The sequence below is a fragment of the Mycobacterium sp. SMC-16 genome (assembly GCF_046250085.1).
Lineage (GTDB): Bacteria > Actinomycetota > Actinomycetes > Mycobacteriales > Mycobacteriaceae > Mycobacterium > Mycobacterium phocaicum.
Window position 1 is genome coordinate 2,016,952 of sequence record NZ_CP176427.1, and the last position, 26,746, is coordinate 2,043,697.

Annotated in this window: 29 protein-coding genes and 1 other RNA gene; 18 read left to right on the plus strand and 12 right to left on the minus strand. The window is 67.6% G+C overall.

Translation table 11 applies throughout. From position 1 onward, the window contains the following. Positions 1 to 99: 99 nt before the first annotated feature. Together ACJEIK_RS09715 and ACJEIK_RS09720 are read right to left on the minus strand one after the other, a co-directional pair. Positions 100 to 363 (minus strand): transposase, encoded by a 264-nt coding sequence (locus ACJEIK_RS09715; protein ID WP_409431410.1) that lies wholly within the window; start codon positions 361 to 363, stop codon positions 100 to 102. Between the two features lie 760 nt (positions 364 to 1,123). Beyond that, entirely contained in the window at positions 1,124 to 2,425 is a 1,302-nt protein-coding gene (locus ACJEIK_RS09720) for a cytochrome P450 (RefSeq protein WP_406802245.1), read from the minus strand. 114 nt (positions 2,426 to 2,539) lie between these two features. Here ACJEIK_RS09720 and ACJEIK_RS09725 point away from each other — a divergent pair, with 114 nt between their 5' ends. Continuing rightward, the gene (locus tag ACJEIK_RS09725; RefSeq protein WP_138248548.1) at positions 2,540 to 3,139 is read left to right on the plus strand and encodes a TetR/AcrR family transcriptional regulator; all 600 of its coding nucleotides are present in this window, start codon (positions 2,540 to 2,542) and stop codon (positions 3,137 to 3,139) included. Between the two features lie 190 nt (positions 3,140 to 3,329). Next, a complete protein-coding gene (locus ACJEIK_RS09730) occupies positions 3,330 to 4,169 on the plus strand; it encodes a mycofactocin-coupled SDR family oxidoreductase (protein ID WP_226521361.1) in 840 nt (279 codons plus the stop codon). A 207-nt stretch (positions 4,170 to 4,376) separates the two neighbouring features. Here the strand turns inward: ACJEIK_RS09730 and ACJEIK_RS09735 are convergent, their stop codons facing one another. Then, positions 4,377 to 5,000 carry a hypothetical protein gene (locus tag ACJEIK_RS09735; protein WP_226521362.1) on the minus strand — a complete coding sequence of 208 codons (624 nt, stop codon included), beginning with the start codon at positions 4,998 to 5,000 and terminating at the stop codon, positions 4,377 to 4,379. Between the two features lie 60 nt (positions 5,001 to 5,060). Between ACJEIK_RS09735 and ACJEIK_RS09740 the strand changes: the two genes are divergently transcribed. Next, a complete protein-coding gene (locus ACJEIK_RS09740) occupies positions 5,061 to 6,611 on the plus strand; it encodes a hypothetical protein (RefSeq protein WP_406802207.1) in 1,551 nt (516 codons plus the stop codon). A gap of 110 nt (positions 6,612 to 6,721) precedes the next feature. Beyond that, positions 6,722 to 8,092 carry an aldehyde dehydrogenase family protein gene (locus ACJEIK_RS09745; RefSeq protein WP_409431411.1) on the plus strand — a complete coding sequence of 457 codons (1,371 nt, stop codon included), beginning with the start codon at positions 6,722 to 6,724 and terminating at the stop codon, positions 8,090 to 8,092. Between the two features lie 8 nt (positions 8,093 to 8,100). Here ACJEIK_RS09745 and ACJEIK_RS09750 read toward each other — a convergent pair whose 3' ends face one another. Genes ACJEIK_RS09750 through ACJEIK_RS09760 form a run of 3 tightly spaced genes read right to left on the minus strand, consistent with a single transcriptional unit; the run spans position 8,101 to position 10,042 of the window. Further along, positions 8,101 to 8,439, minus strand: a complete 339-nt coding sequence (locus ACJEIK_RS09750) for a nitrile hydratase subunit beta (protein ID WP_226521364.1) — start codon at positions 8,437 to 8,439, stop codon at positions 8,101 to 8,103. Then, a complete protein-coding gene (scnC, locus tag ACJEIK_RS09755; RefSeq protein ID WP_226521365.1) occupies positions 8,436 to 9,155 on the minus strand; it encodes a thiocyanate hydrolase subunit gamma in 720 nt (239 codons plus the stop codon). Before scnC ends, ACJEIK_RS09750 begins: the two co-directional genes overlap by 4 nt. Before the next feature lie 47 nt (positions 9,156 to 9,202). Beyond that, a complete protein-coding gene (locus tag ACJEIK_RS09760) occupies positions 9,203 to 10,042 on the minus strand; it encodes an SH3-like domain-containing protein (RefSeq protein WP_406802208.1) in 840 nt (279 codons plus the stop codon). Positions 10,043 to 10,415: 373 nt separating this feature from the next. Here ACJEIK_RS09760 and ACJEIK_RS09765 point away from each other — a divergent pair, with 373 nt between their 5' ends. The 3 genes from ACJEIK_RS09765 to ACJEIK_RS09775 all read left to right on the plus strand — a co-directional run bounded on the left by ACJEIK_RS09765 (position 10,416) and on the right by ACJEIK_RS09775 (position 12,852). Beyond that, complete coding sequence (locus ACJEIK_RS09765; RefSeq protein WP_406802247.1) at positions 10,416 to 11,213, plus strand: class II aldolase/adducin family protein; 798 nt, start codon at positions 10,416 to 10,418, stop codon at positions 11,211 to 11,213. After that, positions 11,213 to 12,085, plus strand: coding sequence for an alpha/beta fold hydrolase (locus tag ACJEIK_RS09770; RefSeq protein ID WP_406802209.1), 873 nt, complete (start codon positions 11,213 to 11,215; stop codon positions 12,083 to 12,085). Before ACJEIK_RS09765 ends, ACJEIK_RS09770 begins: the two co-directional genes overlap by 1 nt. A 68-nt stretch (positions 12,086 to 12,153) precedes the next feature. Then, positions 12,154 to 12,852, plus strand: coding sequence for a DUF5666 domain-containing protein (locus tag ACJEIK_RS09775; RefSeq protein ID WP_406802210.1), 699 nt, complete (start codon positions 12,154 to 12,156; stop codon positions 12,850 to 12,852). 3 nt (positions 12,853 to 12,855) lie between these two features. On the opposite strand, the gene ACJEIK_RS09780 is transcribed toward ACJEIK_RS09775, so the two are convergent. Next, the gene (locus ACJEIK_RS09780) at positions 12,856 to 13,251 is read right to left on the minus strand and encodes a VOC family protein (protein WP_406802211.1); all 396 of its coding nucleotides are present in this window, start codon (positions 13,249 to 13,251) and stop codon (positions 12,856 to 12,858) included. Positions 13,252 to 13,279: 28 nt separating this feature from the next. Further along, positions 13,280 to 14,107 carry an oxygenase MpaB family protein gene (locus tag ACJEIK_RS09785; RefSeq protein WP_064859965.1) on the minus strand — a complete coding sequence of 276 codons (828 nt, stop codon included), beginning with the start codon at positions 14,105 to 14,107 and terminating at the stop codon, positions 13,280 to 13,282. Between the two features lie 36 nt (positions 14,108 to 14,143). On the opposite strand from ACJEIK_RS09785, the gene ACJEIK_RS09790 reads away from it, so the two are divergent. Further along, positions 14,144 to 15,109, plus strand: coding sequence for a cobalamin biosynthesis protein (locus ACJEIK_RS09790; protein ID WP_409431412.1), 966 nt, complete (start codon positions 14,144 to 14,146; stop codon positions 15,107 to 15,109). Here ACJEIK_RS09790 and ACJEIK_RS09795 read toward each other — a convergent pair. Genes ACJEIK_RS09795 through ACJEIK_RS09805 form a run of 3 tightly spaced genes read right to left on the minus strand, consistent with a single transcriptional unit; the run spans position 15,051 to position 17,078 of the window. Then, positions 15,051 to 15,914 (minus strand): SURF1 family protein, encoded by an 864-nt coding sequence (locus tag ACJEIK_RS09795; RefSeq protein WP_409431413.1) that lies wholly within the window; start codon positions 15,912 to 15,914, stop codon positions 15,051 to 15,053. The two genes, ACJEIK_RS09790 and ACJEIK_RS09795, sit on opposite strands and share 59 nt — an antisense overlap. Continuing rightward, positions 15,914 to 16,402, minus strand: a complete 489-nt coding sequence (locus ACJEIK_RS09800) for a low molecular weight protein-tyrosine-phosphatase (RefSeq protein WP_409431414.1) — start codon at positions 16,400 to 16,402, stop codon at positions 15,914 to 15,916. Before ACJEIK_RS09800 ends, ACJEIK_RS09795 begins: the two co-directional genes overlap by 1 nt. After that, positions 16,395 to 17,078 (minus strand): HAD-IA family hydrolase, encoded by a 684-nt coding sequence (locus ACJEIK_RS09805; RefSeq protein WP_409431415.1) that lies wholly within the window; start codon positions 17,076 to 17,078, stop codon positions 16,395 to 16,397. The genes ACJEIK_RS09800 and ACJEIK_RS09805 overlap by 8 nt, the downstream gene beginning before the upstream one ends. A 147-nt stretch (positions 17,079 to 17,225) precedes the next feature. Here ACJEIK_RS09805 and cobC point away from each other — a divergent pair, with 147 nt between their 5' ends. Genes cobC through ACJEIK_RS09825 form a run of 4 tightly spaced genes read left to right on the plus strand, consistent with a single transcriptional unit; the run spans position 17,226 to position 21,167 of the window. Next, complete coding sequence (gene cobC / locus ACJEIK_RS09810) at positions 17,226 to 18,188, plus strand: Rv2231c family pyridoxal phosphate-dependent protein CobC (RefSeq protein ID WP_409431677.1); 963 nt, start codon at positions 17,226 to 17,228, stop codon at positions 18,186 to 18,188. Further along, entirely contained in the window at positions 18,185 to 19,309 is a 1,125-nt protein-coding gene (locus ACJEIK_RS09815; protein ID WP_174557734.1) for a Nif3-like dinuclear metal center hexameric protein, read from the plus strand. Before cobC ends, ACJEIK_RS09815 begins: the two co-directional genes overlap by 4 nt. A gap of 11 nt (positions 19,310 to 19,320) precedes the next feature. Next, positions 19,321 to 20,073: a zinc ribbon domain-containing protein gene (locus tag ACJEIK_RS09820; RefSeq protein WP_073698200.1), complete on the plus strand. Its 753-nt coding sequence runs from the start codon at positions 19,321 to 19,323 to the stop codon at positions 20,071 to 20,073. After that, positions 20,070 to 21,167 (plus strand): bifunctional RNase H/acid phosphatase, encoded by a 1,098-nt coding sequence (locus tag ACJEIK_RS09825; RefSeq protein WP_409431416.1) that lies wholly within the window; start codon positions 20,070 to 20,072, stop codon positions 21,165 to 21,167. Before ACJEIK_RS09820 ends, ACJEIK_RS09825 begins: the two co-directional genes overlap by 4 nt. Before the next feature lie 286 nt (positions 21,168 to 21,453). Here ACJEIK_RS09825 and ACJEIK_RS09830 read toward each other — a convergent pair whose 3' ends face one another. After that, positions 21,454 to 22,032 carry a helix-turn-helix domain-containing protein gene (locus tag ACJEIK_RS09830; RefSeq protein WP_020104419.1) on the minus strand — a complete coding sequence of 193 codons (579 nt, stop codon included), beginning with the start codon at positions 22,030 to 22,032 and terminating at the stop codon, positions 21,454 to 21,456. A gap of 47 nt (positions 22,033 to 22,079) precedes the next feature. Here ACJEIK_RS09830 and ACJEIK_RS09835 point away from each other — a divergent pair, with 47 nt between their 5' ends. The 6 genes from ACJEIK_RS09835 (at position 22,080) to ACJEIK_RS09860 (ending at position 26,728) form a co-directional block, all read left to right on the plus strand. Then, on the plus strand, positions 22,080 to 23,060 hold the full coding sequence (locus tag ACJEIK_RS09835) for an NAD(P)/FAD-dependent oxidoreductase (RefSeq protein ID WP_073698198.1): 981 nt from the start codon (positions 22,080 to 22,082) through the stop codon (positions 23,058 to 23,060). Then, positions 23,047 to 23,676, plus strand: coding sequence for a class I SAM-dependent methyltransferase (locus ACJEIK_RS09840; RefSeq protein WP_409431417.1), 630 nt, complete (start codon positions 23,047 to 23,049; stop codon positions 23,674 to 23,676). Before ACJEIK_RS09835 ends, ACJEIK_RS09840 begins: the two co-directional genes overlap by 14 nt. 14 nt (positions 23,677 to 23,690) lie before the next feature. Continuing rightward, positions 23,691 to 24,041 carry a hypothetical protein gene (locus ACJEIK_RS09845; protein WP_073698190.1) on the plus strand — a complete coding sequence of 117 codons (351 nt, stop codon included), beginning with the start codon at positions 23,691 to 23,693 and terminating at the stop codon, positions 24,039 to 24,041. Positions 24,042 to 24,067: 26 nt separating this feature from the next. Then, positions 24,068 to 24,468, plus strand: an RNA gene (rnpB, locus tag ACJEIK_RS09850) — RNase P RNA component class A. A 169-nt stretch (positions 24,469 to 24,637) separates the two neighbouring features. After that, positions 24,638 to 25,525, plus strand: coding sequence for a tyrosine recombinase XerC (gene xerC / locus ACJEIK_RS09855; RefSeq protein ID WP_409431418.1), 888 nt, complete (start codon positions 24,638 to 24,640; stop codon positions 25,523 to 25,525). A gap of 40 nt (positions 25,526 to 25,565) precedes the next feature. Beyond that, positions 25,566 to 26,728 (plus strand): IS3 family transposase gene (locus tag ACJEIK_RS09860; RefSeq protein ID WP_099156389.1). Its coding sequence is split into 2 segments (ribosomal slippage): positions 25,566 to 25,850 and positions 25,853 to 26,728, totalling 1,161 coding nucleotides; the frame shifts between segments, so codons are not numbered across the junction. The last annotated feature ends 18 nt before the right edge of the window (positions 26,729 to 26,746 follow it).

Below are 26,746 nucleotides of genomic sequence, written 5' to 3' on the forward strand. Positions count from 1 at the left end.
CGGTGATGGGATTGGCCCGCCAGCGGTAGTAGGGCTGGCGGGCGAGCTTGAGTACCCGGCACGTCACCGCAACGGGAATCCCGTCGGCGGCGAGCTCACTTACGAGCGGGTAGAGCCTTTTCCCGGCAGATTGGCCTGCGACAAATACGCGGCCGCCCGCCGCAGGACTTCATTCTCTTGTTCCAACAACCGATTTCGGCGTCGTAGCTCGCGCAGTTCAGCGGAATCACTGGTGCTTTTGCCGGTCTTGGCGCCTTCGTCGATATCGGCTTGGCGCATCCACTTGTGCAGCGTCATCGGGTGAACCCCGAAATCGGTGGCGATCTGCTCGATCGTCACACCGTCGCCGCGGTTGCGGGCCACGCGCACGACGTCGTCGCGGAACTCACGGGGGTAGGGCCTGGGCACAGAGACATCCTTCCAGCTCGCCCGTCCGGGGCAAGCCAACTCAGATGTCACCTATTCGTGCAGCAGACCCCCGAAAGAGTCGAGGTCATGGCTGACTGTCGCTTTTTCTCTGGGCGGGAACCCGACAGCTGAGGGCCGTGGGTCCGGTTTGGGGCAGTGATAGTGCGCCAACTATTGTCACGTTCCGACGAGCCGCCGCAAATTTCGTTATGGCCCAATACTTGTTCGCGCTCGGCTCTCGTGATGACCGCAGCCCCGGGCCAGTACGGGCCAAATTTCGCCCCGTAACGCCGCCATGAGCACTTCGTACCGCGACGCTCTCGTTCGGAGTCAAGGCGTTTCGCCTTCCGACGAGTGCTTACGATCGAGTACGCATCGGGAGAGGTAGCGTTCAACGGCCGCCGATCGTACGTGCCCCTCCGGAACGACACGACCCTCTAGTTTCGCCGACGCGCGAATGGACCGCCGACCCGCGCGGGCGACTGCGGCAGGACTGACGACTACGCGTTTCACTCTGCGCGGCATATCGCGTCACCTCACTTATGTTTGAGTCGCTGTCACATTCTATGAGCGCAGCGGGCCGTCAAGCGAGAGCTTTGCGCGGGGGCTGGCAACGAGGAGCCAGCGCAGTGACGGTCACCGATCCGACACCGGACGGACCTTGGGGGAAATGTTGCGTCGACGGCACCCGCCGTCACGATTCCCCTGACGCCTGTCAATTAACATTCGTCGATTCAAACGTACGTTTCAGACTGCGCAGAGCACGACCAGACGCAAACGACATCAGCCAGAACATGAAATTCCCGCGCATAACCGCCGTCAACAGCACCGAGAACTCACCTGACACGCCCGTACCTACAGATAAATCGAACAGGCGGTTGATGGTGACGCGGCCCTCGACCCGAGCCAGGGGAGCGCCGGCACACGTGTGAATGCCACGGCCGAAGGCGATGTGTTCGCGCACGTTCTTGCGATCGAGACGGAACTCGTTGGGATTGTCGAACTTTCGGGGATCCCGGTTGGCCGCCCCGAGACACAGCATCATCACGGTGCCGGCCTTGATCGGCACGCCACCCAGGGTGGTGGACTTGCGGCAGAGGCGGAAGTCCACCTTGGTGGGGCTCTCGAAGCGCAGCGCCTCCTCGATGAATGGGGAGATCAGGTCGCGGTTCTCCCGCAGGTGATGCTGCAGCCCGGGGTTGTCGCCCAGCACCTTGACGGCGGAACTGAGCAGCTTCGTGACGGTTTCCTGCCCGGCGGCGAACAGGAACGTCGCCGGCCGCACCACCTCGAGCAGCGGCGGGACGGAGCCGTCGGGATAGGTGGCGGTGGCCAGCCCGGTCAGCACGTCTTCGCGCGGGTGCTCGCGCCGGTCGGCGATATAGCCGCTGAACAGATCGTCAAGGTACTGAAGGGGATTGGAGCCCACAGGCTCGTGGTCGAGGGCGCCGACTGCGGATCCCGGTACGTTGCCGGCTCCGAGGTTGCGCCGGATCTCGGGGCGATCGTCCTCGGGTACGCCGAGTAGATCCGCGATCGCCAGCGTCGCGAACGGCTTGCCGTACTCGCCGAGGAACTCACACCGGCCGTTCGCGATGAACTCGTCGAACTGCCGGTCGGCGAGGCCCCACATGTAGTCCGAGTTCTCCTGCAGGCGGCGCGGGGTCAGCAGCCGGCTCAGCAGGGATCGGGCGTTCTCGTGCTCGGGCGGATCCATCACCACCATGTGTTCGAAGATCGGGAACTCGTGACGGTGCGCCTCGATGAGCTCGCTGATGTCGTCCCCGTCCGGGGTGAACGGGAGCGGCGGGAACGGGCCGCCGATGGCATTGACCGCCGAGAACGAATCGACATCCTTGAAGGCCGACTGGACTTCTTGGTACCCGGTCACCGCCACCACGCCGTAGTGCGGTTCGCGAGCGACAGGCCCCTGCTGACGCAGATGATCCCAGTACGCGTACGGGTCCTGGGCGATGTCGGGGTTCGTGAAGTAGTCGACGTCGGCGAGGTCGGCCACTGTGGACTTGGGCTGCATGACAGCAACTCCTGATCGATCGATCAAAATGTTAGACTGCCGTATGCCTATCACGCGCCGCGACGGCCGGTCAAGCATTTCGGGGCGGGTTCGTCGATGACCCAGGCACGCAAATCGAAGGCCGATGACGGCGGTGCCCGACAGCGCCTGATCGAGGCGACGGTGCAGATCATGCATGACGAGGGATACGCCGCGGCCACCTCGCGGCGGGTCGCGGCCCAGGCCGGCGTCAAGCAGGCGTTGGTCTATTACTACTTCCCGACCATGGACGACCTGTTCGTCGAGGCGCTTCGTGCCGGCGGGGAAGTGGCTCTGGAGCGGCTGCGGGAAGTGTTGCTCGACGAGGACCCGCTGCGCGCGCTGTGGCGGATCAACAGTGACCCGCGACAGACGGTGTTGAGCACCGAATTCATGGCATTGGCCAACCACCGCAAGGCCGTTGGCGCCGAATTGAAGGCGTACTCGGAACGCGTGCGCGATATCGAAACCGCGGCGGTGACGCTGGTTCTGCGGACCGCCGGCGTGAATCTGGACGCGTACCCGCCGGTGGTGATCTCCATGATCGTCGCTCAGATCGCGCGCAGCGTCGGCAATGAGAATGCAGTCGGTGTGACCCGGGGGCATGAGGAACTCCGCGCGTTCATCGACCGGCAGATCGAGCTGCTGACGAAGGCTGCGGAAGTCGTGCGCGACTGACCTGTCGCCGGACGGGCCGTCGCGCCCGTCCGCTCGGTGACTTCGGCGGCGTCGCCGGCTTTCTTGAATCTCGTCATTGACACTGCGCCGCGTCGCATGCCATGGTTCCTGATCGATCGACCAATTTTTGGGATCGACGGCCGGACCGCCATTCCGCGGCGGCGGCGACAACCAACAGCGAGGTGGATTCATGGCGGGACGGGTAGAGGGCAAGGTCGCATTCATCACCGGAGCGGCCCGTGGTCAGGGGCGTAGTCACGCCGTGCGGCTCGCCGAAGAGGGCGCCGACATCATCGCCATCGACATCTGTGGTCCCGTGAGCAGCAACCCCCAGATCGCACCCGCGACCCGGGACGACCTTGCCGAAACGGCGGATCTGGTCAAGCAGCTGAACCGGCGCATCGTCACCGCCGAGGTCGACGTGCGCGACTACGCCGCGGTGAAGGCCGCTGTCGACAACGGCGTCGAACAGCTGGGCCGGCTGGACATCATCTGTGCCAATGCCGGTATCGGCAATGGTGGCCAGACGCTGGACCATACCAGCGAAGAAGACTGGACCGACATGATCGACGTCAACCTCTCCGGCGTCTGGAAGTCGGTCAAAGCTGCAGTGCCGCATCTCATCTCGCAGGGGCAGGGTGGATCGATCATTCTGACCAGCTCGGTGGGCGGACTCAAGGCCTACCCGCACACGGGGCACTACATCGCGGCCAAGCATGGCGTGGTCGGGCTGATGCGGACCTTCGCCGTGGAGTTGGGCCACCACTCGATCCGGGTGAACTCGGTGCACCCGACGAATGTGAACACCCCGCTGTTCATGAACGAGGGCACGATGAAGCTGTTCCGGCCCGACCTGGAGAACCCGGGTCCGGACGACATGAAGGTCGTCGCGCAGATGATGCACGTGCTGCCGGTGGGCTGGGTCGAGCCAGTGGACATCAGCAATGCGGTGTTGTTCCTGGCCTCGGACGAATCCCGTTATGTGACAGGTCTTCCCATGACCGTCGACGCCGGAAGCATGCTCAAGTAACCCTGATCAGCAACCCAACCGAATAGCCATCAACCCAACGGCAACGGAGCCAAAGACCATGGCCAGTAACAGTTCTCGTATCAACCCGCTGTTCGCTTCAGTAGCACCCGAGGCGCCTGCGTCCCACTCCTGTCCGAGAGCCGCCAAGATCGGCGGGTATGGCGGCCTGGCGGTCGCGGCCTGGCTGGCCACCGCGGTGGCGACCGGTCACGGAGTGGCCGTCGCGGATACCGTTGGCGGGTCGGCGAGTTCATCGTCAACGAGCTCGGCGAGCGCACCGGGTGGGTCGACGTCCCCGGGTACCGCGGGCAGTGCCGCGAGCGGATCGACGACGAACACCGGTACAACCGCAACGGCGGGCAGCACGGGAACGACCGGGACGACCGAATCGGCGAGCGGCTCGGGTGGCACCGGATCGTCTTCGGTCGCAGGGACAGCAGGCACGTCACCGACGTCCGGATCGACCTCGTCGAGCGCCGAGGTGGGCTCGGGCGTGGTCGTCAGCAGCAGTGGGGGAGCCCATACCGGCAGTTCATCGACGACTCCAAAGGGCGACGCACACGAAAGTGCCGGCGGCGGTGCGGCATCGGTGGCGGCCAAGCCGCGCACGAGTGCCAAGGCCTCGTCCAAGCCGGGCGCGAGCACCAAATCCCCGGCCAAGCCGGCGCCTGCGGAGACCACCACCGCCTCGCCCTCCGCGCAAGCGGCGAGCACCGCGGCCGTCAGCACCAATGCCACGGCCAAGACCGCAGCGGCAGTTGCCCCCACGGCCGCCACGACACAGACGATGGCGGTTGCCGCGACGGCTGCCACCGCCACGATACCGGCCACCGCCGCGATACCGGCGACATCAATTACACCGCGGTGCAGACCGATTCGTTCTCAGTGTCGGTGACAGACGGCAAGTTCAACCTGCTGGGCCTGTTCAGCCCGCACAGCGCGAAGGCCGGCATCGACGTTTCGGTGCTCAACCCCGAAGTCCAGCGGGTGATCCTGAACCTGCCCGACACCATTGCCAGCCCGGCGAATCCGCGTTACTCGGCCGACGGCCAATCCATCTTCTTCGCCGGCCAGCCGACCAGCGGGGGCCGCTCGGAGATCTACCAGATCAAGACCGACGGAACCGCGCTGCAATGTGTGACTTGCGGTGTCAGCGTCGGCGAAACCGGAAATCTGGCTAAACCCGTTCCCGTCGACGACGGTTCGGGCCGGGTACTGGTGCTGGTGAACGTCGCCGGGCAGACGCCGCGCTACTCCATGCTGGAAACCGGAATCAACGGAACCCAGCTGGTTTCGATCACCACGCCGGCCGGCGGTGGCTACGCCATCGATCCGCAACGCGAGATGCGGGTGTCGCCGGACGGCACCCACGTGCTGTACACCCGAATCGTGATCGGGCCCAACAACCTGCTGCAGGCCCTGCCGATCGTCGGCACGCTCACCCGCACCGATACCGGCTACACGGTCACCGACGCCCGGGTGGTGTACCCGACCGGCGAGGGCAAGCAGTGGACACCGGACGGTAAGGGCGTGGTGATCCTCGGCGGCCAATTTGATGCGGGCAATGTCGACGACATCGAGGTTGACCTCGCCACCGGCAAGGTCACCAGGGTGACGGCCAACCTCGACTACGACGAGGACATGGATTACTCGCCCAACATGCAGTGGATCGCCATCGGCAGCACCCGCGGGCTGAATGCGCTGACCCCGATGACGCGGATCATCCGACAGAACTTCCTGCCGGTGTACGTCGGCGCACCCGTGTACCTGGAGTGGGCCGCCCCGGTCAACATCTCGAACCAGGAATGGATCGTCCAGGTCGGTGATGAACTCAACCGGGAGAACGGTATTCCGCTGTTCGATGCCGGCGACGGATACGCGGCCCGCAGCATGCCGAGCTGGAATCCCGACGGCACCGCTGTCACGTTCTGGGAGTCCAGCACCGCTGATCCGACGGTGTCCCGACTGGTCATCGCGAACCTGAAGTACACCACCAGCGTCGGCCCGGTGGCGGCGGACCGGTCGACGCCGAGCTCGGATTCGTGGGCACCGGCCCTCGGCAGCTACGTCGCCGCCACCACACCGCTGCCGGCCACCGGCACCTATTCGGGTGTGGGTGGTGGTACCGCGGTGGTGACCGAGGCGCCGGACGCGAACGATCCGACGCGCACCATCCGCACCGTCACCTACACCAACTATGTGAACGAACTGGGCGAGATTCTCAACGGCACCGAATCCGCCGACTACAACGCCAGTCAGACGACGGTCCACTACCTGGCCGATATCACCGTCACCGGCGCCCACACCGGCTATCTGACGGCCGACGCGAACATCAACGCGTTCCAGCAGGCGCTGACCGGCACCATCACCTCCAGTGTCGACGGCGATGTGCAGTCGCTGCCGGACCCGGATGCGGCGCACCAGGCACAGCAGGACGCATAGTCGGCCATCGAAAGGACCGCATCATCGCAAGCGGCAACGAATTACCCAGTGGTGCATTGCTTCTCGGTGCGGATCGGGTTACGGGATCATCCGGTGGGACCCACCGCCACGTGTATCCCGGCACCGGTCGGGTGAATGCCGTCGTCGAGATGGCCGGCGCCGTGGAAGTCGACAGTGCGGTCGAGACGGCGGCGCGGGCGCAGCGAACCTGGATGTCGTACCCGCCCGACCGGCGCCGCGACATCCTGTTCGATCTGGCCGATCTCCTCGGTGAGCACCACGGGGAGTTCGCCCGGATCAACACCCACGACTACGGCGTGCCGACGTCGTTGGCCGCGACGTCGGTGCTGACAGAACGGTTCTTCCGGTTCTACGCCGGATACGTCGACAAGGCCGATGGCGCAAGCACTCCCGTGGCGGGCGGCTTCGACCTCAACCTGGTGGAGCATGAACCGTACGGCGTCGTGGGCGTCATCGCGCCATGGAACGGCGCCCTGGTGGTGATCGGGCTGGCGGTCGCACCGGCCCTGGCCGCGGGCAATGCCGTGATCGTGAAGCCGTCGGAACTCGCGCCGCTGGCGGCACTCCGGTTCGGCGAACTCTGCCTGGAGGCCGGCCTACCTGCCGGCCTCGTCAATGTGCTGCCCGCGGGCGCGGACGGCGGCGAGGCGCTCGTGCGGCACCCCGGTGTGGGCAAGATTCATTTCACCGGCGGCACCGCCACTGCCCGGCGGGTGCTGACCGCCGCCGCCGAGAACATCACCCCGGTGGTCGCCGAACTCGGGGGCACCGCCGCCGCCATCATCTTCGACGATGCCGATCTGGATGCCGCCGCGAACCTGTCCGCGCACCAAGGGCCGATCATGCAGGCCGGGCAGAGTTGTGCCTGCAGTAGCCGAATCCTGGTTCACAACAATGTCTATGACGCGTTTCTGGACAAGTTCCTCGCCGCTGTCACGCGGGCGCCGATCGGCGACCCGCTGCGCTCCGATGTCCTCTTCGGTCCGGTCATCAACCAGGCCGCCGTCGACCGCATCCTGGGTACCATCGCGCGGGCGACGGCAGAAGGATCCGGCGAACTCGTGCTGGGCGGCAACCGGATCGGCGGCGAGCTGGCCGCAGGGTTCTACGTCGAGCCGACGGTGTTCGCGGACGTCGACAACCGCTCACCGCTGGCCCAGCAGGAGACCTTCGGGCCGGTGGTGTCGGTGCTGCGATTCCACGACGACGCCCAAGCGGTGGCGCTGGCCAACGACACCCGTTACGGGCTCAACGCATTCGTCCACACCACGAATCTGCGCCGCGCCCATACGGTGTCACGGCAGCTTCAGGCCGGGTCGGTCTGGGTGAACACCCGAAGCGACATCCAGCCGCAAAGCCCCTACGGCGGATACAAGCACAGCGGCTTCGGCCGGTCGGGCGGAATCGAAGGCCTGCGTGAGTTCCGGCAGACCAAGAACATCCGGATCAAGGTGTCCTGACCGCGGCGTCAGGCCTCCAGCCTGGCCCGCACGCTGGCGAGTCGTTCCTGCAACTCCGCTTCGCTGATGACGCCACGGGCCACGAGCGAGTGGGCGAGCGAGACCAACTGGCTCTCGGGGTACGGCAGGCTCGCATACACCGTGGCGGAGAGGGCGTCCTCTTCGTCGCGGCGGTCCTTGAAGTTGAGCACCTCGGTGTCGCACGCCGAATGGTCCAGTGCGTCGCACAAGCCGTCGAGGCTGGTTTTCCATGGGGGAACGGGGTTTTCGACACCCCACTTGGCGGCCATGCGCGACCACACCTGGTCGCGGGCCACGATGTCTCGCAGTGGGGCGATCTCGGTCATCCGGCCGTCCCCGGGTGCATGGCGGGGCGCGTCGTCACGATCGCGTTGGTGGTCACGCCCGGTTTGGGCAGTGCCACCCCGATCAGGCAGTCGCGCGTGATGATCTCGGCCAGTTGATCTTCGGTCCAGCCGTCGGTGCCCTCGGGGCGCATCGGCATCACCATGAACCGGTGCTTCTGGTTGGAGTCCTCGACCCGGACCTCGATGTCGTCGCGCAGGTAGAGCCCGAACTCGGCCAGCACCTGACGCGGCCAACGGACCAGGCGCCGGCGGTAATTGGGCGTGCGGTACCACTCGGGGGAGTTCCCCAGGATCGGCCGCGGATAGCACGAGCACAGCGCGCAGACGATGACGTGATGCACTGTCGGCGTATCGGCGAGAATCTGGAACGCGACGAAATCGCTCGGGGTGCCGAAGCCGGTCGGCTCCAGCCAGTCGACGCCGACGGCCTTGCTGGCGGCCAGTGAATCGTTGACGGCCAGCTCTTTGAACTCGGGGTCCAGCCAGGCGCGGGCGACGAGCCGCGCCGCCGGGGTGGGGCCGATCTGTTCGGCGAACTCGGTGAACCGCCGATGCTCCTCGGCGGTGAAAATGCCCTTCTCGATGCACAATTCGCGCAGGGCGATCTCGAGGACCTCGAAGTCGGTGATCTCGTCGACCATGGGTTTCACGGTGCGGGCGTGATCGTGGTCATGATCATGATGGTGATCCGACATACAAATCCTTTCTGGTATCAGTGAATTGAGCGCATCGGTGATTCGAGCTAGGTGGCGGCTTCCAGCCAGCGTTCGGGGATTTCGGTGCGGAGGGTGTCCTTCGCTGTGCCGGTGTAGTCGTGCCACAGCTCGGACTGGTTGAACTCGACGACGTAGAACCACTCGGGCGGCGCCTCGGGGATGTCCCACGTCTCGTCCTCCGGCGCCGGGCTCTCGTAGGCCAGCACCGCGATCTTGCCGGTCGCGCCGCGCACGTACTCCGGGGTGCGGGTGTAGAAGATCACCGGCAGCTCCCGCACCCGCACGGCGTCGCCGACCTTGAACTTCGGTGTCCCGGCCTTACCGGCGTAGATCTGCGGATCGCCGATGCCGACGGCTTCGATGTGATGCTTGTTGCGCTTGACGTTCGCCCCGTCGCCCTCGGACCTGGGCTTCGCCTCGAGGGTCTTGCCGTCGAGCCCGCCCTCGTAACGGCCCCTCACCTCGGCCATCCGTTCCATGAGTTCGCCGAGGCTGATGTGATGCTTCTCGATCAGGACCCGGGCGACCGACAGCAGCCAGCGGCCGTAATAGGGCAGACCCAGGTACTCCGCACGGCCGACGTCGACGTTGCCGATGCGGCGCCGCTCCTCCGACAACCAGATGCCGCGCCAGGCCAGCACCTCGCAGATGACGTACGTCATGTGTTCCCACAGCTCGTACTGCTTGTTGACGTACTCCATCGGGGCGTCGGGCTCGCCGCCCACGTCGTGCACCGGTTTCAGGTAGGCCTGGATCCGGGCCGTATCCAGCATGTCGGGGTAGGGGGCGTCGGGAAGTTCCGGGTAGGACGATTTCAGTCGGGACACCAAGCCCAATTGGGCTGCGCGCTCGGCCGCTGTGCTCATGACAGCTCCTCGTGTTGTGCAGACGCGACAAACTGACGCGAGGGCCGATCCGGCATCCAACACATGCTGAGGGACGAACGCACCCCCGCGTCCTGGCTCACATGACTACCCAGCGACCATAACCCGGCTTCGGTGGTTGCGGGCCGCTTTGGTGGTATTCGCCAAAGGCATTGCCATGCAACGCTATTCAGTGCCCATGAGACAGTAGCGGACGGGTTGTTGCCGCAGGTGTGGCCCGGCGGCCCTACCGATCGAGTTCACTGCCCGGTAGTCAGCAAATCCCGCCTTCCGCCGAGCGACCTGACGTGTGATGCTTGCTCGGTATCGGCGTCGGAAGGGCCTGGCGATGGATGTGAGCACGATCAGCGACGAGATGCGGCAACTGCTGGAACGGGCGCTCGGTCCCTTGCCCGATCCCTGCGATCTACCTCTTCCGCCCACGGGCCTGTCGGTCGAGGAGGAGCGCGAGCAGCGCAAGCGCGATCTCGCGGTCGCGTTCCGGGTGTTCGGCAAGTTCGGGTTCTCCGAAGGTGTCGCCGGGCACATGACCGCCCGCGATCCGGAGCACCCGGAGCTGTTCTGGGTCAACCCGTTCGGCATGAGCTTCAACCAGATTCGCGTCAGTGACCTCATCTGCGTCGACCACCAGGGCCGCGTCGTGCACGGCACGCGGCCGGTCAACGCGGCCGCGTTCACGATCCACGCGCAGGTGCACAACGCCCGGCCCGACGCCGTCGCCGCGGCGCATACCCACTCGCTGTACGGCAAGGCGTTCTCGGCGCTCGGCATCCCGCTCGAGCCGCTCACCCAGGATGCCTGCCCCTTCTACGAAGACCACGGTCTGTACCTCGACTACCGCGGCGTGGTCCTCGCCGAAGAGGAAGGCAAGAACATCGCCGCCGCGATCGGTGACAACAAGGCGGCGATCCTGCGTAACCACGGCCTGATCACCGTCGGCACGTCGGTCTCGGCGGCCGCGTGGTGGTTCGTCACGATGGAGCGGTCGTGCCAGGCGCAACTGCTCGCGATGGCTGCGGGCAGGCCCACCGTCATCGACCACGACACCGCCAAACTGGTGCACAGCCAGATCGGCAGCGACCTGGTCGCCTGGTTCCAGTTCCGGCCGCTGTGGGAGCAGGTCGTCGCCGGCCAGCCGGACGTCTTCGACTGATGGGCCTCTTCCCGGGGTTCACCGACGAGCGGCTGGCGGTCAACGGTGTCGAGATTCAGGCCGTCATCGGCGGCTCGGGCCCGCCGCTGCTGCTGCTCCACGGCGCACCGCAATCCCACGTCATGTGGCACCACCTCGCACCCCGGCTGGCCGAGCGGTTCACCGTCGTCGCGACGGATCTGCGCGGCTACGGCGACAGCTCGAAACCGCCCGGCGGCGGTGACCATGCCGACTACAGCTTCCGGACGATGGCCGCCGATCAGGTCGCGTTCATGGACCAGTTGGGCCACAACGTCTTCAGCGTGGTGGCTCATGACCGTGGCGCACGCGTGACACACCGGATGCTGCTCGACCACCCCGAGACTGTCACCCGGGCCGCGCTGCTCGACATCGTGCCCACCAAGTACGTCTACGACCACACAGATCAGGCTCTGGCCACCGCCTACTTCCACTGGTTCTTCTTCATCCAGCCCGCGCCGCTGCCCGAACTCATGATGGAGCCGAGCGCCGCACTGTTGCTCAAGGCGTTTCTCGGCGCCTTCGGCGGCACGGACTGTTACGACCCCGCGGCCATGGCCGAGTACGAGCGCTGCTTCGCCACGCCCGAGGCCATCCATGCCATGTGCGAGGACTACCGCGCCGCGGCGAGCATCGATCTGGTGCACGACGCCGCCGACGGCGGCCGAAAGGTCGAGTGCCCGTTGCTGATCCTGTGGGGCACGCGTGGCGTCGTCGGGCGGCTGTATGAGCCGCTCGAGGTGTGGCGGCAGTACGCCGGCGACGTTGGGGGTCACGGCATCGACGCCGGCCACTTCCTGGCGGAAGAGCGCCCCGACGAGACGCTCGCGGCGCTGGACGAATTCCTCAGCTGACCGCGGCGCCCAGCGTCTTCATATCAAGATCTGGGCTGATTCATGGCTGGGCCGTTCACTGTGGGCTCATGTCCACTACATCCCGTACCCGGCGCTACGGCGTCGTCACTCTCGCCGGATTCGCCGCGCTGTCCCTGGCGGCCTGCGGATCATCGAACACACCGTCGGCCGGTTCCAGTGCCGCCGCCAGTTCAGCGCCGTCGTCCGCGAGCCCGGCACCTGCGGCTCCCGGCGGTCCGGGCGGTAAAGACCGGCTGTCCGGGCTGGTCAACTCGGTTTCAGGCGGCACGGTATCGATCACCGGGAAAGACGGGCCGGGGACCGTGGACATCACGTCCTCGACGCGCATCACCCAGCTCGCCGCCGGCCAGCTGACCGACGTCACGGCCGGCGAGTGCGTCGCGGTCCGCCCGGTCAAGGGCAACGACACCGGGAACGCGGTGACGGCCGCCAACGTCCTCGTCGGCCAACCGGGCAACGCGCAATGCGGTCAGAAGGGCGGAAAGCGCGAACACGGCATCAACGGCACGGTTGCCTCGGTGAACGGCAGCACGATCATGGTCACCGACGCCGACAACGCGCAGATCACCGTGACGGTGACACCCGATACCCGCTACACCAAGAGCGCCGCTGCCGACGCGAAGGCGATCGCCGCCGGGATGTGTCTGGGCGCGCGCGGCACCAAGGACGGCAACGGCGCCCTCCAGGCCACGTTCGCGATGGTGCGGCCGGCCGTGAACGGGGCGTGTGGCGGCGGGCACCGCTGACGCTCATTCCGGCGGCGCGAAGAACTCCAAGGCGATGCCGTCGGGGTCGCGGAAGCTCAGACCGGAGCCGTAGGGCGCGTCGACGACGCCGCCATGGGTGATGCCCAGCGCCTCGAGTTTGGCGGCCCAGTCGACGAGCTCGGCCCGGGAGGCGCAGCCGAAGCCGACGTGGTCGAGGCCGGCCCGGAACTCGCTGAACTGGCCCGGTTCGATGTCGCGGTCATGCTGGTGGATGCCGAACAGAGTGCCGCCGGGCAGTGCCCACACCAGATGCCGGTAGCCGGCGTCGGTGTGTTCGTCGAGCACCGGGTCCTCGCCGATCAGGTTGCGGTACCAGCGGCCGCTGACCGCCATGTCGCTGACGGTGACCGCGACATGGTTAAGGGCCGCAAATGCCATGAGATGCCTCCTGATCGTGAATGTTGTTTCATACCACTGGTTTTCCGCGCCGGGCGCGCGACCGCATGTCCCACAGGTACAGCTGGTAGCCCAGCAGCCAGACGTCGCGCGGGATCACCCGGTCGGCCAGCCGCACCGCCGTCAGCAGCCGGTCGAACCAGCGCTGCTGGGTGGGTGTCCACGCCAGCTTCATGTGGGTGCGGAACTCGGCGGGCAGGAAGCCCGTCGTCGCGAACAGGTTGAAGGGACCGGCCAGCTGCCGCAGTGGGGTGGGCAGGAACGCCAGGGCCGCCACGCCGTGCAGGTGTTGGCGGACGGGCTCGTCGATCTGCAGCTCGTCGAGCGTGCGTTTCCAGTACTCGTCGAAGGCGACGCGGTCGGCCGGCCACATGCCCTCGCGCACCTGCAGCGTGGTGCCGAGGGTGCGGGCGTCCTGATAGATGGCGTCCGCGGCCGCGGGGCTCAGCGGGCCGTAGAGGAACTCGTGCTGGTCGATGTAATAGCGGTAGAGGCACGACGCCACCCACAGCTGCAGCTTCGGATCGAACGCGGTGTATTTCACGGGGCTCGACGCCGTCGACCGCACCAGCGCGTGCACCCGGTCGACTTCGCGGCGGATCAGCGCGCGGTCGTCGTCGGTGCCGTACACCGCGGCCGCGAGATAGGTGCCGGTGGTGCGGGCGCGTTTGAACGGGTGCTTGTAGACGTTGCCGCTGTCGACGGGACTCTCCAGCACGCCGTAACCCACGCCGGGCAGGGCCAGTTGCATGATGACGTTGGCCGCCGGCGCCAGTGCCGCCGCGGGGTTGATGAGGTCGACAACCCGCTTCGGATGCCGAGGTGGACCGAGCCGCATGGTGCCGAGTAAACACCCTGTGAGACGCTGCCCGGCGTGTTTGACAGAAGCGCCCCGCGGGCGGCCGGTCTGGTGCTCGGCTACCTGGCCGACGTGTGCTGGGCCGACCCCCGCCGCGGCCATCCGGTAGCGCTGTTCGGGACGACGGCCGCCGCCCTGGAACGGCGTACATACAGCGACAACCGACTGGCGGGGGCCGGTCACACCGCGGCGCTGCTGGTCGGGCTGGGCGCACTGGGTCTGGGCCTGGAACGCGTCGCGCGGGGTCCGGTGGCGAAGACGCTGGTGACCGCCGCGGCGACCTACACCGTGCTGGGCGGGACGTCGCTGGCCCGGACCGGCGCCGACATGGCGGCGCGGCTCGAGCGCGGTGACGTGGCTGCGGCGCGCGAGCTACTGCCGTCTCTGTGCGGGCGTGATCCGTCGGCGCTCGACGCCGACGGGCTGGCCCGGGCCGCGCTGGAGTCGGTCGCGGAGAACACCTCCGACGCGCAGGTGGCACCTATCCTGTGGGGTGCGGTCGCCGGGGTGCCGGGCCTGCTGGTGTACCGCGGCGCCAACACCCTCGATGCCATGATCGGTCACCTCAACCCGCGCTACACCCGATTCGGTTGGGCGGCAGCCCGATTGGACGATGTCCTCAACTACCTCCCGGCCCGCGTGACGGGGCTGTGCGTCATGGCGGCGTCGCGCCGGCCCGCCGCGGCGTGGCGGGCGTGGCGCGCCGACGCGCACAAGCACCCGAGCCCCAATGCCGGGGTGGCGGAAGCGTCCTTCGCCGGCGCACTGGGCGTGCGGCTCGGGGGAGCGACGCAGTACGCGCACCGGCTGGAGATGCGGCCGACGCTGGGTGCCGGGCCCGCGCCGGTGCCCGCCGATCTGCGTCACGCGGTACGGCTGACCCGCCGGGTACAGGCGCTGGCGACGGTCGTGGCCGTCGGGCTCAGCGGCGCCGGCCGTAGCGGTCGGCGAGCTTCTGCTCGGTCTTCTCCTCGGCGGTGAGTGGCGTGGCCGGTTCCTCGGGGTCGGGCCCGCCGGAAGTGTCGGTGGCCGAGCCGGATTGGGCCTTCTCCAGCCGGCGCTGCCGGATTTCGGCCATCACGAAGTAGCCCAGCCCGATGGGTGCGACGATGCCGAACGCGATCCACTGGATGCCGTACGACAGGAACGGGCCGGCATCCAGGTGCGGGAGCGCGATGACCCCGAGACCGCCTGGCTGGCCCTCGACGAGCTGCAGGTATTCCGTCGTCAGCGGCACCTTGGTCAGCTGCGAAATCTGCGTCGGGGCGATCGAGTACACCTGCTGGATGCCGTCCTGCTTGAACGGTTCCTTGCCCGACATGATCGGCTCGGCGTCGCGTAGCCGCCCGGTGATCGTGACCGTCCCTGTCGGCGGCGCGGCGAACGGCGGCACGCCCGGCCCGTCGCCCTGCTTCACGTAGCCGCGGTTCACCAGCACCGTCGGGCCACCGTCGACCGCGAACGGGGTGAGCACCTCGTACGACGGGTCGCCGTCATCGGTCCGCAGCCGGACCAGCACCTGCGCCTCGGGGCGGTAGTGGCCCGTCGCCGTCAGCCGCCGCCACTGCGCGTCGGGGGCCGACGAATCCTGGTGCGGCAGCACGGAAATCAGGGGCACGGGTTCGGTGTTCAGCGACGACGCGATCTGGTTGTTCTCCCGTGAGGTGCGGGTGTTCTTGCCCAGCTGCCACGGCGCGAGCACCGTGAAGCACAGGTAGGCGAACGCGATCACCACGACGAACAGGGCCAGCCACTGCGGCCGGAAGAGGAACCCGAGCCGGCGCATCAGTCGCCTCGCTCCGCCAGTTGCTTGTCGACCCAGTCGTGCAGGCCCGGCAGCGAGGCCTCGATCACCGCGAAGGTCTCCTCGAAATCATCGATGCCGCCGTAGTACGGGTCTTCGACGTCGAGCGCGTGGGCGCCCGAACGGGGGTCGAACGAGCGCATCATCCGGACCCGGTCCGGGTCGGCGCCGAGGTCGCTCAGGATGCGGGTGTGGTTGCGGCCCATGGCGACGACCATGTCGGCGGCGAGATGCTCGGCGTCGATGGCGGCCGCAGCGTGCGCGGTGGGATAGCCGTGCGCGCGCAGTACCCGCTCGGCACGGCTGTCGGCGGGGTCACCCGCGTGCCAGCCGCCAGTGCCGGCGCTGGTCACGCGGACGACGTCGGCCAGCCCGCGCTCGCTGATCTGATGGGCGAACATCTTCTCGGCCATCGGCGACCGGCAGATGTTGCCCGAACAGATGAAGGTCACGTGCACGCGGTCAGACACCCAGCACCTCCCGTAGCTCGTCGACGGTGGCGACCCGCCGGACCGTCGAGTCGTCAGTGAAATCGCTTGCGCCGTAACCCCAGTCGACGACGACGGTGTCGATGCCGTGGTGCGCGGCACCGTGCACGTCGTGCGACCGGTCGCCGACCATCAACACCTGTTCGGGTACCGGGGCCAGCTGGGCGAGGGCATGCGCGACGACGTCGGCCTTGGCGGACCGGGTGCCGTCGACGCTGGCGCCGGCCACGACCTCGAAGTGCTCGTCGATGCCGAAGTGCTCGACGATGCGCCGGGCGGTCGGTTCGGCCTTCGACGTCGCGACGGCCAGGCGCACTCCGGCGGCCCGCAGGTCGGCCAGCAGGTCCTCGATACCGTCGAACATGCGGTTCATGGACCAGCCGCGGGTGGTGTAGTCGGCGCGGTAGGCGGCGATGGCCTCGTCGACACGGTCGCCCAGGCCCAGCGAGCCCAGCGTCACGTGCATGGGCGGGCCGGCGAGGCGCGTCACCAGGTCACCGTCAGGTACGTCTGCGCCGACGGCGGCGAGCGCGTGACGGAAGCTGGCGACGATGCCCTCGGCAGAATCGGTCAGCGTCCCGTCGAGGTCGAATAGCACCAACTGCGGGGTCACGGTGTCATTGTCCCTGATGTATCTGGGCGCCCGCACCGCGCGCATCGTTTCTGCGCGAGAAGGACCAAGTGGCTGCTCTGCGGGTCATGCGAGCGACCATTTGGTCCTTCTCGGCTTCCGGCACCTCTGAACTAGGGTCTACCTGTGGAACTCGGGGCGCGCTATCACGGCGATCAGGCGGTGGCGCCCGGCATGCTCGACTTCGCGGTGAACGTCCGCGGCGCCGGCCCGCCACAATGGCTCGCCGACCGGCTCGCGGCCCGGCTGGCTGATCTGGGCAGCTACCCGACCTCCGCCGACGTCACCGCGGCCCGCGCGGCGGTGGCGGCCCGGCACGGCCGTGACCTGCATGAAGTGGCCCTCCTGGCGGGTGGCGCCGAGGGATTCGCACTGCTGCCGCAGCTGCGACCCCGTCTGGCGGCGCTGATCGCGCCGTCGTTCACCGAGCCCGAGGCCGTGTTCGACGCCGCCGGGGTGCCCGTCGCGCACGTGGTCCTGGACGCGCCGTTCCGGCTGTCCGGGGCGGCGGTGCCGGCCGAAGCGGACCTCGTGGTTGTGGGCAACCCCACCAATCCGACGGGCGTCCTGCACCGCCGCGACGAGATTCTGGCGCTGCGGGCGCCCGGGCGCATCGTCGTCGTCGACGAGGCTTTTGCCGATGCGGTGCCCGGCGAACCGGAGTCGTTGGCCGGGGAGTCGCTGCCCGACGTCGTGGTGTTGCGGAGCCTGACCAAGACGTGGTCGCTGGCCGGGCTGCGGGTCGGCTACGCGCTGGGCGCGCCCGAGGTGCTGGCACGGCTGACGTCGCGCCGCCCGCACTGGCCGCTGGGCACGCTGCAACTCGAGGCGCTGACGGCGTGCAGTGCGCCGGCCGCCGTCGCGGAGGCCGAATCGGGTGCGCGCCGGCTAGCCGACCTGCGGGCCGAGATGGCGGCGGGTCTGACGGCCGCCGGTTTTCCGGTTGCCGACGGCGTCGCCCCCTTTGTCCTGTTCTCGGTGCCAGACGCCGAGCTGGCCCGGAAGTACCTGGCGGAGAAGGGGATTGCGGTGCGCCGCTGCGACACGTTCGTCGGGCTGCCGGGCGGCTACCTGCGCGCGGCGGTCCGGCCGGAATGGCCGGTCCTGGTCGAGGCCCTACAGGAGGTGCTCTGGTGAGTGTGCCGTTGCGCGACATCATCGCCGCGCTGGACCGTGCATATCCGCCGGCCCTGGCGCACAGCTGGGACTCGGTGGGCCTGGTGTGTGGCGACCCGTCCGAGATGGTCGAGTCGGTGACCGTCGCGGTCGACGCGACCGCGGCCGTGGCGGCGTCGGTGCCCGACGGCGGGCTCCTGCTCGCGCATCACCCACTGCTGCTGCGCGGCGTGGACACCGTGGCCGCCGACACCGGCAAGGGTGCGCTGATCCACTCACTGATCCGCCGCGGCGCGGCACTGTTCAGCGCGCACACCAATGCCGACGCGGCCGCGCCCGGGGTATCCGACGCGCTGGCCGAGGCGCTGGGGCTGCAGGTCGACGGGGTGCTCGAGCCCGAGGAGGGGCGCGCTGACCTGGACAAATGGGTCGTCTTCGTGCCGCACGAAAATGCCGATGCGGTCCGGGACGCGATGTTCGCCGCCGGTGGCGGCCAGATCGGCGACTACTCGCACTGCAGCTGGACCACGGCGGGCGTCGGGCAGTTCCTGCCACACGAGGGTGCGACGCCGGCCATCGGGAGCATCGGTGCAGTTGAACTCGTGCCGGAAGACCGTGTCGAGGTGATCGCGCCGGCCCGGCTGCGTTGGGCGGTCCTGTCGGCGATGCGCGCCGCGCACCCCTACGAGGAACCGGCGTTCGATGTGCTCGCCCTGGCGCCGCTGCCGTCGGACGTGGGCATCGGGCGTGTCTGCTCGTTGCCGGAGCCGGAACCGTTGTCGGCCTTCGCTTCCCGTGTCGCGCGCGGGCTGCCCGCGACGTCGTGGGGGGTGCGCGCGTCGGGTGATCCGGACGCCATGGTGTCGCGGGTCGCGGTCTGTGGCGGCGCCGGCGACTCGCTGCTGGGCGCGGTGACCCGCTCGGGCGTCGACGTTTACGTGACCTCTGATCTGCGCCACCATCCGGCCGACGAACACCGGCGGGTGTCGGACGTGGCGCTGGTCGATGTGGCGCATTGGGCGAGTGAATTTCCGTGGTGCGAGCAGGCCGCCGGGGTCTTGCGTGCACAATTCGGTGATGCGTTGCCGGTGCGGGTCAGCCAGATCCGCACCGACCCCTGGAACGTCGAGATAACCTGCTGAGAGACGTGAACATGAAAGCTGAAGTGTCGCAACAACGTTTGTTGCTCGAGGTGGCCGAAGTGGACGCCGCGCTGACCCGCCTGACGCACCGGTCGACGCACCTGGTCGAGCAACAGCGCTTCGACGCGGTACAGGCCGAGCACCGCGAGGCCAACGATCGGCTGGCGGCGCTGAGCATCGCCGTCGAGGATTTGGACGCGCAGATCGCCAAGTTCGAGTCCGAGATCGATGCGGTGCGCCAGCGGGAGACCCGTGACCAGCAGCTGATGGACAGCGGTTCGGTCGGCGCCAAGCAGGTGGCCGAACTGCAGCACGAGCTGGAGACGCTGCAGCGCCGGCAGGCCGCGTTGGAGGAGCAGCAGCTGGAGATCATGGAACGCCGCGAAGAACTGCAGGGTGAGCAGAACGAGGAGCTCGCCCTGATCGATGCGCTCCAGGGTGATCTGACCTCGGCGCAGGTCGAGCGCGACCAGGCGCTGGTGTCCATCGACGAGTCGCGCAAGGTGGCGGCCGACCGGCGCAAGGCGCTGCTGGACTCGGTGGCCCCGGAACTGGCCGAGATGTACGAGAAACAGCGCAAGCTGGGCGGCCCCGGTGCGGGGCTGCTGCAGGGCAGCCGCTGCGGCGCCTGCCGCATCGACCTGGATCGTGGTGAGCTGTCCCGGGTTTCGGCCGCCGCTCCCGACGACGTGCTGCGTTGCCCCGAGTGCGGCGCGATTCTGGTGCGGGTCAAGGACTTCCGTGCGGGAGAAACCGGTCTGTGAGAGTTCTGGTCGAGGCCGACGGCGGGTCGCGCGGCAATCCGGGACCCGCGGGCTATGGCGCCGTGGTGTTTTCGGCCGACCGGGCCGAGGTGCTGGCAGAAAGTAGTGCCTCCATCGGCGTGGCGACCAACAACGTCGCCGAATACCGGGGGCTGATCGCCGGTCTGGAGGCCGCGGCCGCGTTGGACGCCGATGACGTTGCGGTGTCGATGGATTCCAAACTGGTGGTCGAGCAGATGTCGGGCCGCTGGCAGGTCAAGCACCCGGACCTGCTTCCGCTGAACCGCGAGGCGACGGCGTTGGCGCGGCGCTTCGGGCACGTGACCTACACCTGGATTCCGCGGGCGCAGAACGCGCACGCCGACCGGTTGGCCAACGAGGCGATGGACGCTGCGGCGGCACCGGCGGTTTCTCCAGCTGCGGTAGCCGAGTCGAAAGCCGCTGCGGCACAGCCGTCCCCACCCGGGTGGACCGGCGCCGTGGGCGCGCCGACCCGATTCCTGCTGTTGCGACACGGGCAGACCGAACTGTCGGTGCACCGGCGCTACTCGGGCCGCGGTAATCCGCCCTTGACAGAATTGGGTCGCGAGCAGGCCGCCGCGGCGGCGGCGTATATCGCTGGCATCGAAGGCATCTCGGCGGTGATCAGTTCGCCGCTGCAGCGGGCGCTGGACACCGCGAAGGCCGCGGCCAATGCGCTCGGCCTCGATGTGACCGTGGACGACGACCTGATCGAAACCGACTTCGGCGCTTGGGAAGGCCTGACCTTTCGCGAAGCGGCCGAACGGGATCCGGAGTTGCACCGCAGCTGGCTGGGGGACACCAGCGTCGCACCGCCGGACGGGGAGAGCTTCGATACGGTGACGCACCGGATTCGCCGCGCCCGCAACCGGATCATCGCCGAGCACGGCGCGACGACGGTGCTCGTGGTCTCGCATGTCACGCCGATCAAGACGATCCTGCGGCAGGCGCTCGATGCCGGGCCCGGCATCCTGTACCGGCTGCACCTGGATCTGGCGTCACTGAGCATCGCCGAGTTCTTCGGCGACGGCGGTTCCGCCGTCCGGTTGGTCAATCAGACCGCCTATCTGTAGGCCCATCTGATGCCGGCCGGACAACAACGGCTTCGACCCGAGCCCCGACTACCACGGCAGCGACGAGCTGGAGCACGGCCTCACCTGGTTCCCCTGGATCCTGCGCAGCGTCTTCCTGGCCCCGGCATATCCGGCGAACTAGCGGGGCGCTCGGGCTCATCGGTTCTCCTGTGACACAGTCGATCTGGAGTCGTCAACTTTCCTTGACCGGCAAGGAAAGTTGACGACTCCCGGCGAGGGTTGGTCGGAGAGAGGCTCGACGGCCGGGGCGCCTGGCCCGACGGGCTCAGTTGCGCACGTGCAGCTTCTCGCCATGCGGTCCGAAGATGGCGATCGCCTCCACGGGGCCGTCGACGGTGCCGAACCAGTGCGGCGTCCAGGTCGAGAACTCCACGGCCTCACCGGGTTTGATGGTGAAGTCGCGCTCGCCCAGCAGTAGCCGAAGGTTGCCCGACAGCACGTAGAGCCACTCCTGGCCGTCGTGCACTGGCAGCTCGGCCGGTGGCGTGCGCCGCCGCGCGCTCACGCGGATCTTGAACGTGTGCAGACCACCGGCCGGCCCGCCGCGGGTCAGCGGCCAGTAGGTGATGCCGCCGCGGGTGTGTGAGGACCCACGGACCCGCGGGTCCTCGGCCTCGGGTGCGCGCATGAGTTCGTCGGTGCTGATCGACAGCGCCGCGGCGAGCCGCGGCAGGTGGTCGAGCGCGAACCGGCGCTTGCCCGACTCCAGTCGGCTCAAAGTCGAGATGTCGATATCGGCCGCGCGTGCAACGTCTTCCAGCGTCATGCCGCGTTGTGTGCGCAGTTCCCGCAGCCTTCGCCGGACGCGCGCTTCGATGTCGTCGTCCTCAGGGTTTGCCTGCATGGCAAATCAGCTTGGCATTTTCGGCATCGCCCGGCAAGGTCGGTGTCATGAACAACGAATGGGAATGTGCCGTCGTCGGGGGCGGCGCGGCGGGGCTGAGCGCCGCACTGGTGCTCGGCCGCGCCCGACGACGAACGCTCGTGATCGACGCCGGCGAGCAGAGCAATCGCGCGGCACACGGCATCGGGGGACTGCTGGGCCACGACGGACGACCGCCTGCGGACCTGTACGCCGACGGCCGCCGCGAGTTCGCCCAGTACCCGTCGGTCCAGGTCGTCGACGGGCTGGTGACCGGCGCAACGGCGCACGACGGTCCCACGTTCCGGCTCGAACTCGCCGACGGATCTGTGCACCATGCCCAGCGGATACTCCTGGCCGGCGGCATGCACTACGAGGCACCCGACATCCCGGGGCTGAACGACCATTGGGGACGGTCGGTGTTCCACTGCCCGTTCTGCCACGGCTGGGAAGCGCGCGATCAGGCGCTGGCCGTCCTGGCCGACGGCGACCGGGCCGTGCACATGGCGCTCATGCTGCGCGGCTGGACCGACGACGTCGTCGTCGTCACGAACGGCCCCTCCGGACTGGACGACGACCAGTACCGCGCGCTGGCCGACGCCGGTGTGCAGGTCGATGAGCGCAAGATCGTCGAATTCGCCTCGCGCGACGGTGCATTGGCAGCCATCGTGTTCGCCGACGGCGACGAACTCAAGCGCGAGGGCGTGCTGGTGGCCAGCGCGCTACGGCAGCGGACCGACCTGGCGACTCAGCTCGGTGTGCGGATCGCCCCGCCCGGGCCGGCCGTCGTCGACGCCGTGAAGGTCGACCCGATGCAGCGCACGTCGGTGCCCGGCGTCTTCGCTGCGGGCGACGTCTGCGCACAGATGCCTCAGGTGGCTTCGGCGATCGCTGCCGGTTCCGCCGCAGCCGCCGCGATCGTGCAGAGTCTGCTGCACGACCAGTTCGGCCTACCCGTCATGCCCTGGCCCGTCTTCGATCAGCAGGAGGAGTCCGATGTCCACAACTGAAACGCCGCAAGAGCACTGGGAAGGCCGGTACGCGGAGAAGCCGCAGATGTGGAGCGGCCGGGTCAACGCCAACTTCGCGAAGATCGCCGGCGAGCTGCCCCTGGGCCGCGCACTGGATCTGGGGTGCGGCGAGGGCGCCGACGCGATCTGGCTGGCCACCGAGGGCTGGGAGGTGGTGGCGGTCGACATCGCCACCAACGCCCTCGACCGGGCGCGCAGTGCGGCCGAGGCCAGGGGAGTGGCCGGGCGCATCGACTTCCAGCACCACGACCTGTCGCACAGTTTTCCGACGGGCAGCTTCGATCTGGTGTCGGCGCAGTTCCTGCATTCCACGGTCCATCTGGAGCGCCGGCAAATACTGCAGCAGGCGGCAGCGGCCGTCGCTCCCGGCGGCACGCTACTGATCGTCGACCATGGCGAGGCGCCGCACTGGGCCTCCCAACACATCCATGACCACCGCTTTCAGTCCGCCGACGAGGTCGTCGCCGAGCTCGATCTGCCCGACGAAGGCTGGCAGCCGCAGCACGTCGGTACTGTGGAACGCGAGGCGATCGGCCCTACTGGCGAAGCCGCCGTCTTGCGGGACAATCTGATCGTCCTGCGCCGCACGCACTGATCGGAGGGCACCAGGTGGTCAAACACCGGCTCGACATCCGACTGGTCGCGGAGTCGATGCTGTTGGTGACCGCCTGTCTGTGCCTGCTGTGGGGCAGCGTCGAGGCGGTCCAGGTCCTGACCGACGCCATGGGCAACTCACTGGCCACCTCCGGCGACTGGTCGCTGGGGCCGGCCGCCGCGCTGCTGGTGTACGGCCCGCAAAAGGTGTGGTCGGCCTGGGCCATCACGGTGCCGGTGATCGTGGTGTTCGGGCTCGGCCTGGCCGCGGTCCGCACTCGTCGGGACGGGCCGCGCTGGCTCAAGCAGGTGCTCCTGGCGTACGGCGCGGTAGTCGTGCTGGACTCGCTGGTCGCGGCGCTCTGACCAGCTGATATGGTGGTCCGCGCGGACGAGTTGGCCGGGCGGCCGCGGGACCGGAAGGTTTCGAGGAAAGTCCGGACTTCACAGAGCAGGGTGATTGCTAACGGCAATCCGAGGTGACTCGCGGGACAGTGCCACAGAAAACAGACCGCCGTCTGAGCCTGGTGCGAAGACGGTAAGGGTGAAACGGTGCGGTAAGAGCGCACCAGCATTCCGGGTGACCGGAGTGGCTAGGTAAACCCCACCCGAAGCAAGGCCAAGAAGGCCGCAACCTGGTTGCGGTTGCGCAGGTGCCCAAGGGCTGCTCGCCCGAGCCTGTGGGTAGGCCGCTTGAGGTACCCGGCGACGGTGTGCCCAGATGGATGGTCGCCGCCCCGGCACCAGTGATGGTGGCGGGGAACAGAATCCGGCTTACAGGCCAGCTCGTCCGCCCGCCACCGTTTAACAGGCAATATAAGGCCGCTGGGCCCTGCCGCTACGCAGAGGCTACGCACGGCAGATTACGATCCCGTCTCGTGAGCACACCGGGCGTGAAGCGTCGTTCCCCAGGGGCACGCGTTGAAGATCAATGGCACCGAGTACCCCGTAAGGGTGAGCAGGTGTTTTACCCCGCCGACAACGCAGACGGCGCGTTGTGGTGCACCGACCGCACCCACTTCAAAACGCCCGGCACGATGGTGTGTACCAAGCTCCATGACAAGGGCCGAAGGTGGCGTTGCCGGTGGGTCGATGAGACGGGCAGGGAACTCACCAAGTCATACGCGAAGCGCGCCGAAGCAGATGCGCATAAAAGGCAAGTTGACTCCGACTTGCACACCGGCAGTTACATCGACCCGGCGGCGGGACAGGTCACGTTCCGTGACTACGCGGAGGCGTGGCGCAAGCGACAGGTTCACCGGGACAGCTCAGCGGACCACGTCGAGAGCCGCTTACGGCTCCACACCTATCCGGTGTTCGGTGACCGCCCGATATCTGCGATCCTCCCGAGTGAGATACAGGCATGGATTGCCGGGGTTGAGCTGGCACCTGCGACCGTGGGGGTTCTCCACGGCGTCGTGTTCGGCATCTTCAAGGATGCGGTGCGCGACAAGTGCATCGCGTCTAATCCGTGCGATGGCACCAAGCTCCCGAAAGCGGAACCCAAGCGGGTTGTGCCGCCGACGACTGAACAATTCGAGATTGTGCGGAGCAAGTTGCCCGTAGAGCTGCAAGTGTTGGCGACGTTCGCGGCTGGAACCGGGATGCGGAAAGGGGAGTGCTTCGGCCTGGTCGTAGATCGGCTTTACCTGCCCGAGAAGCCCGGCGACCGTAGTGGCACCGTGAAAGTTGACCAGCAACTCGTCCGAGCGAACCCCCTGACGTTGGGGCCGCTGAAAACGCGGGCGAGCTACCGGACTATTCCGCTGCCCGATGTGGTGGTGGCGGCACTAAAAGAGCACTTGGAACAGTTTCCGCCCGGGTCTGCTGCACGAATAGGTGACATCTGAGTTGGCTTGCCCAGCATGGGCGGGCTGGAAGGATGTCCCCATGGCAAGGCCCTACCCCCGCGAGTTCCGCGACGACGTCGTCCGGGTCGCTCGCAACCGCGATGACGGTGTAACGATCGAGCAGATCGCCACCGATTTCGGAGTGCACCCGATGACGCTGCAGAAATGGCTCCGTCAGGCCGACATCGACGAAGGCACCAAGCCCGGCAAGAGCGCCAGCGAGTCCGGTGAGCTGCGCGAAGCCCGACGGCGGATCAAACTGCTAGAGCAAGAGAACGAGGTGCTGCGTCGGGCCGCAGCGTATTTATCGCAGGCCAATCTGCCGGGAAAAGGGTCTACCCGCTCGTGAAAGAGCTCGCCGCCGACGGGATCCCCGTCGCGGTGACGTGCCGGGTACTCAAGCTCTCCCGCCAACCGTATTACCGCTGGCTGGCCGACCCCATCACCGAGGCCGAACTCATCGAGGCCTACCGCGCCAATGCGCTGTTCGACGCGCACGCAGACGATCCGGAGTTCGGCTACCGCTACCTCGTGGAGGAGGCGCGCGATGCCGGCGAGCCGATGGCCGAGCGCACCGCATGGCGGATCTGCTCGCAGAATCGACTGTGGAGCGTGTTTGGTAAGAAACGCGGCAAGAACGGCAAAGTCGGGCCGCCGGTGCACGACGATCTTGTCGAGCGTGACTTCACCGCTGAAGGGCCAAATCAGTTGTGGCTCAGTGACATCACTGAGCACCGCACCGGTGAGGGCAAGCTCTACCTCTGTGCGATTAAGGACGTGTTCTCCAACCGGATCGTCGGCTACAGCATCGACTCCCGAATGAAGTCACAACTGGCCATCCGGGCACTACACAGCGCGGTAGCCCGACGCGGAGATGTCGCGGGGTGCATTCTGCACTCGGATCGCGGATCTCAGTTCCGGTCAAGGAAATTCGTACACGCCTTGAATCAACACGAGATGGTCGGCTCTATGGGCCGTGTCGGAGCCGCCGGCGACAACGCCGCCATGGAGAGCTTCTTTAGCCTGCTGCAGAAGAACGTGCTCGACCGCCGCCGCTGGGACACCCGAGAACAACTCCGCATCGCGATCGTCACCTGGATCGAGCGCACCTACCACCGGCGCCGCCGCCAGTCCGGCCTCGGGCGGTTGACCCCGATCGAATTCGAAGCAATCATGACCACACCGGCCAGTCAGGCCGCGTGACCGAAACTGTCACCTGAT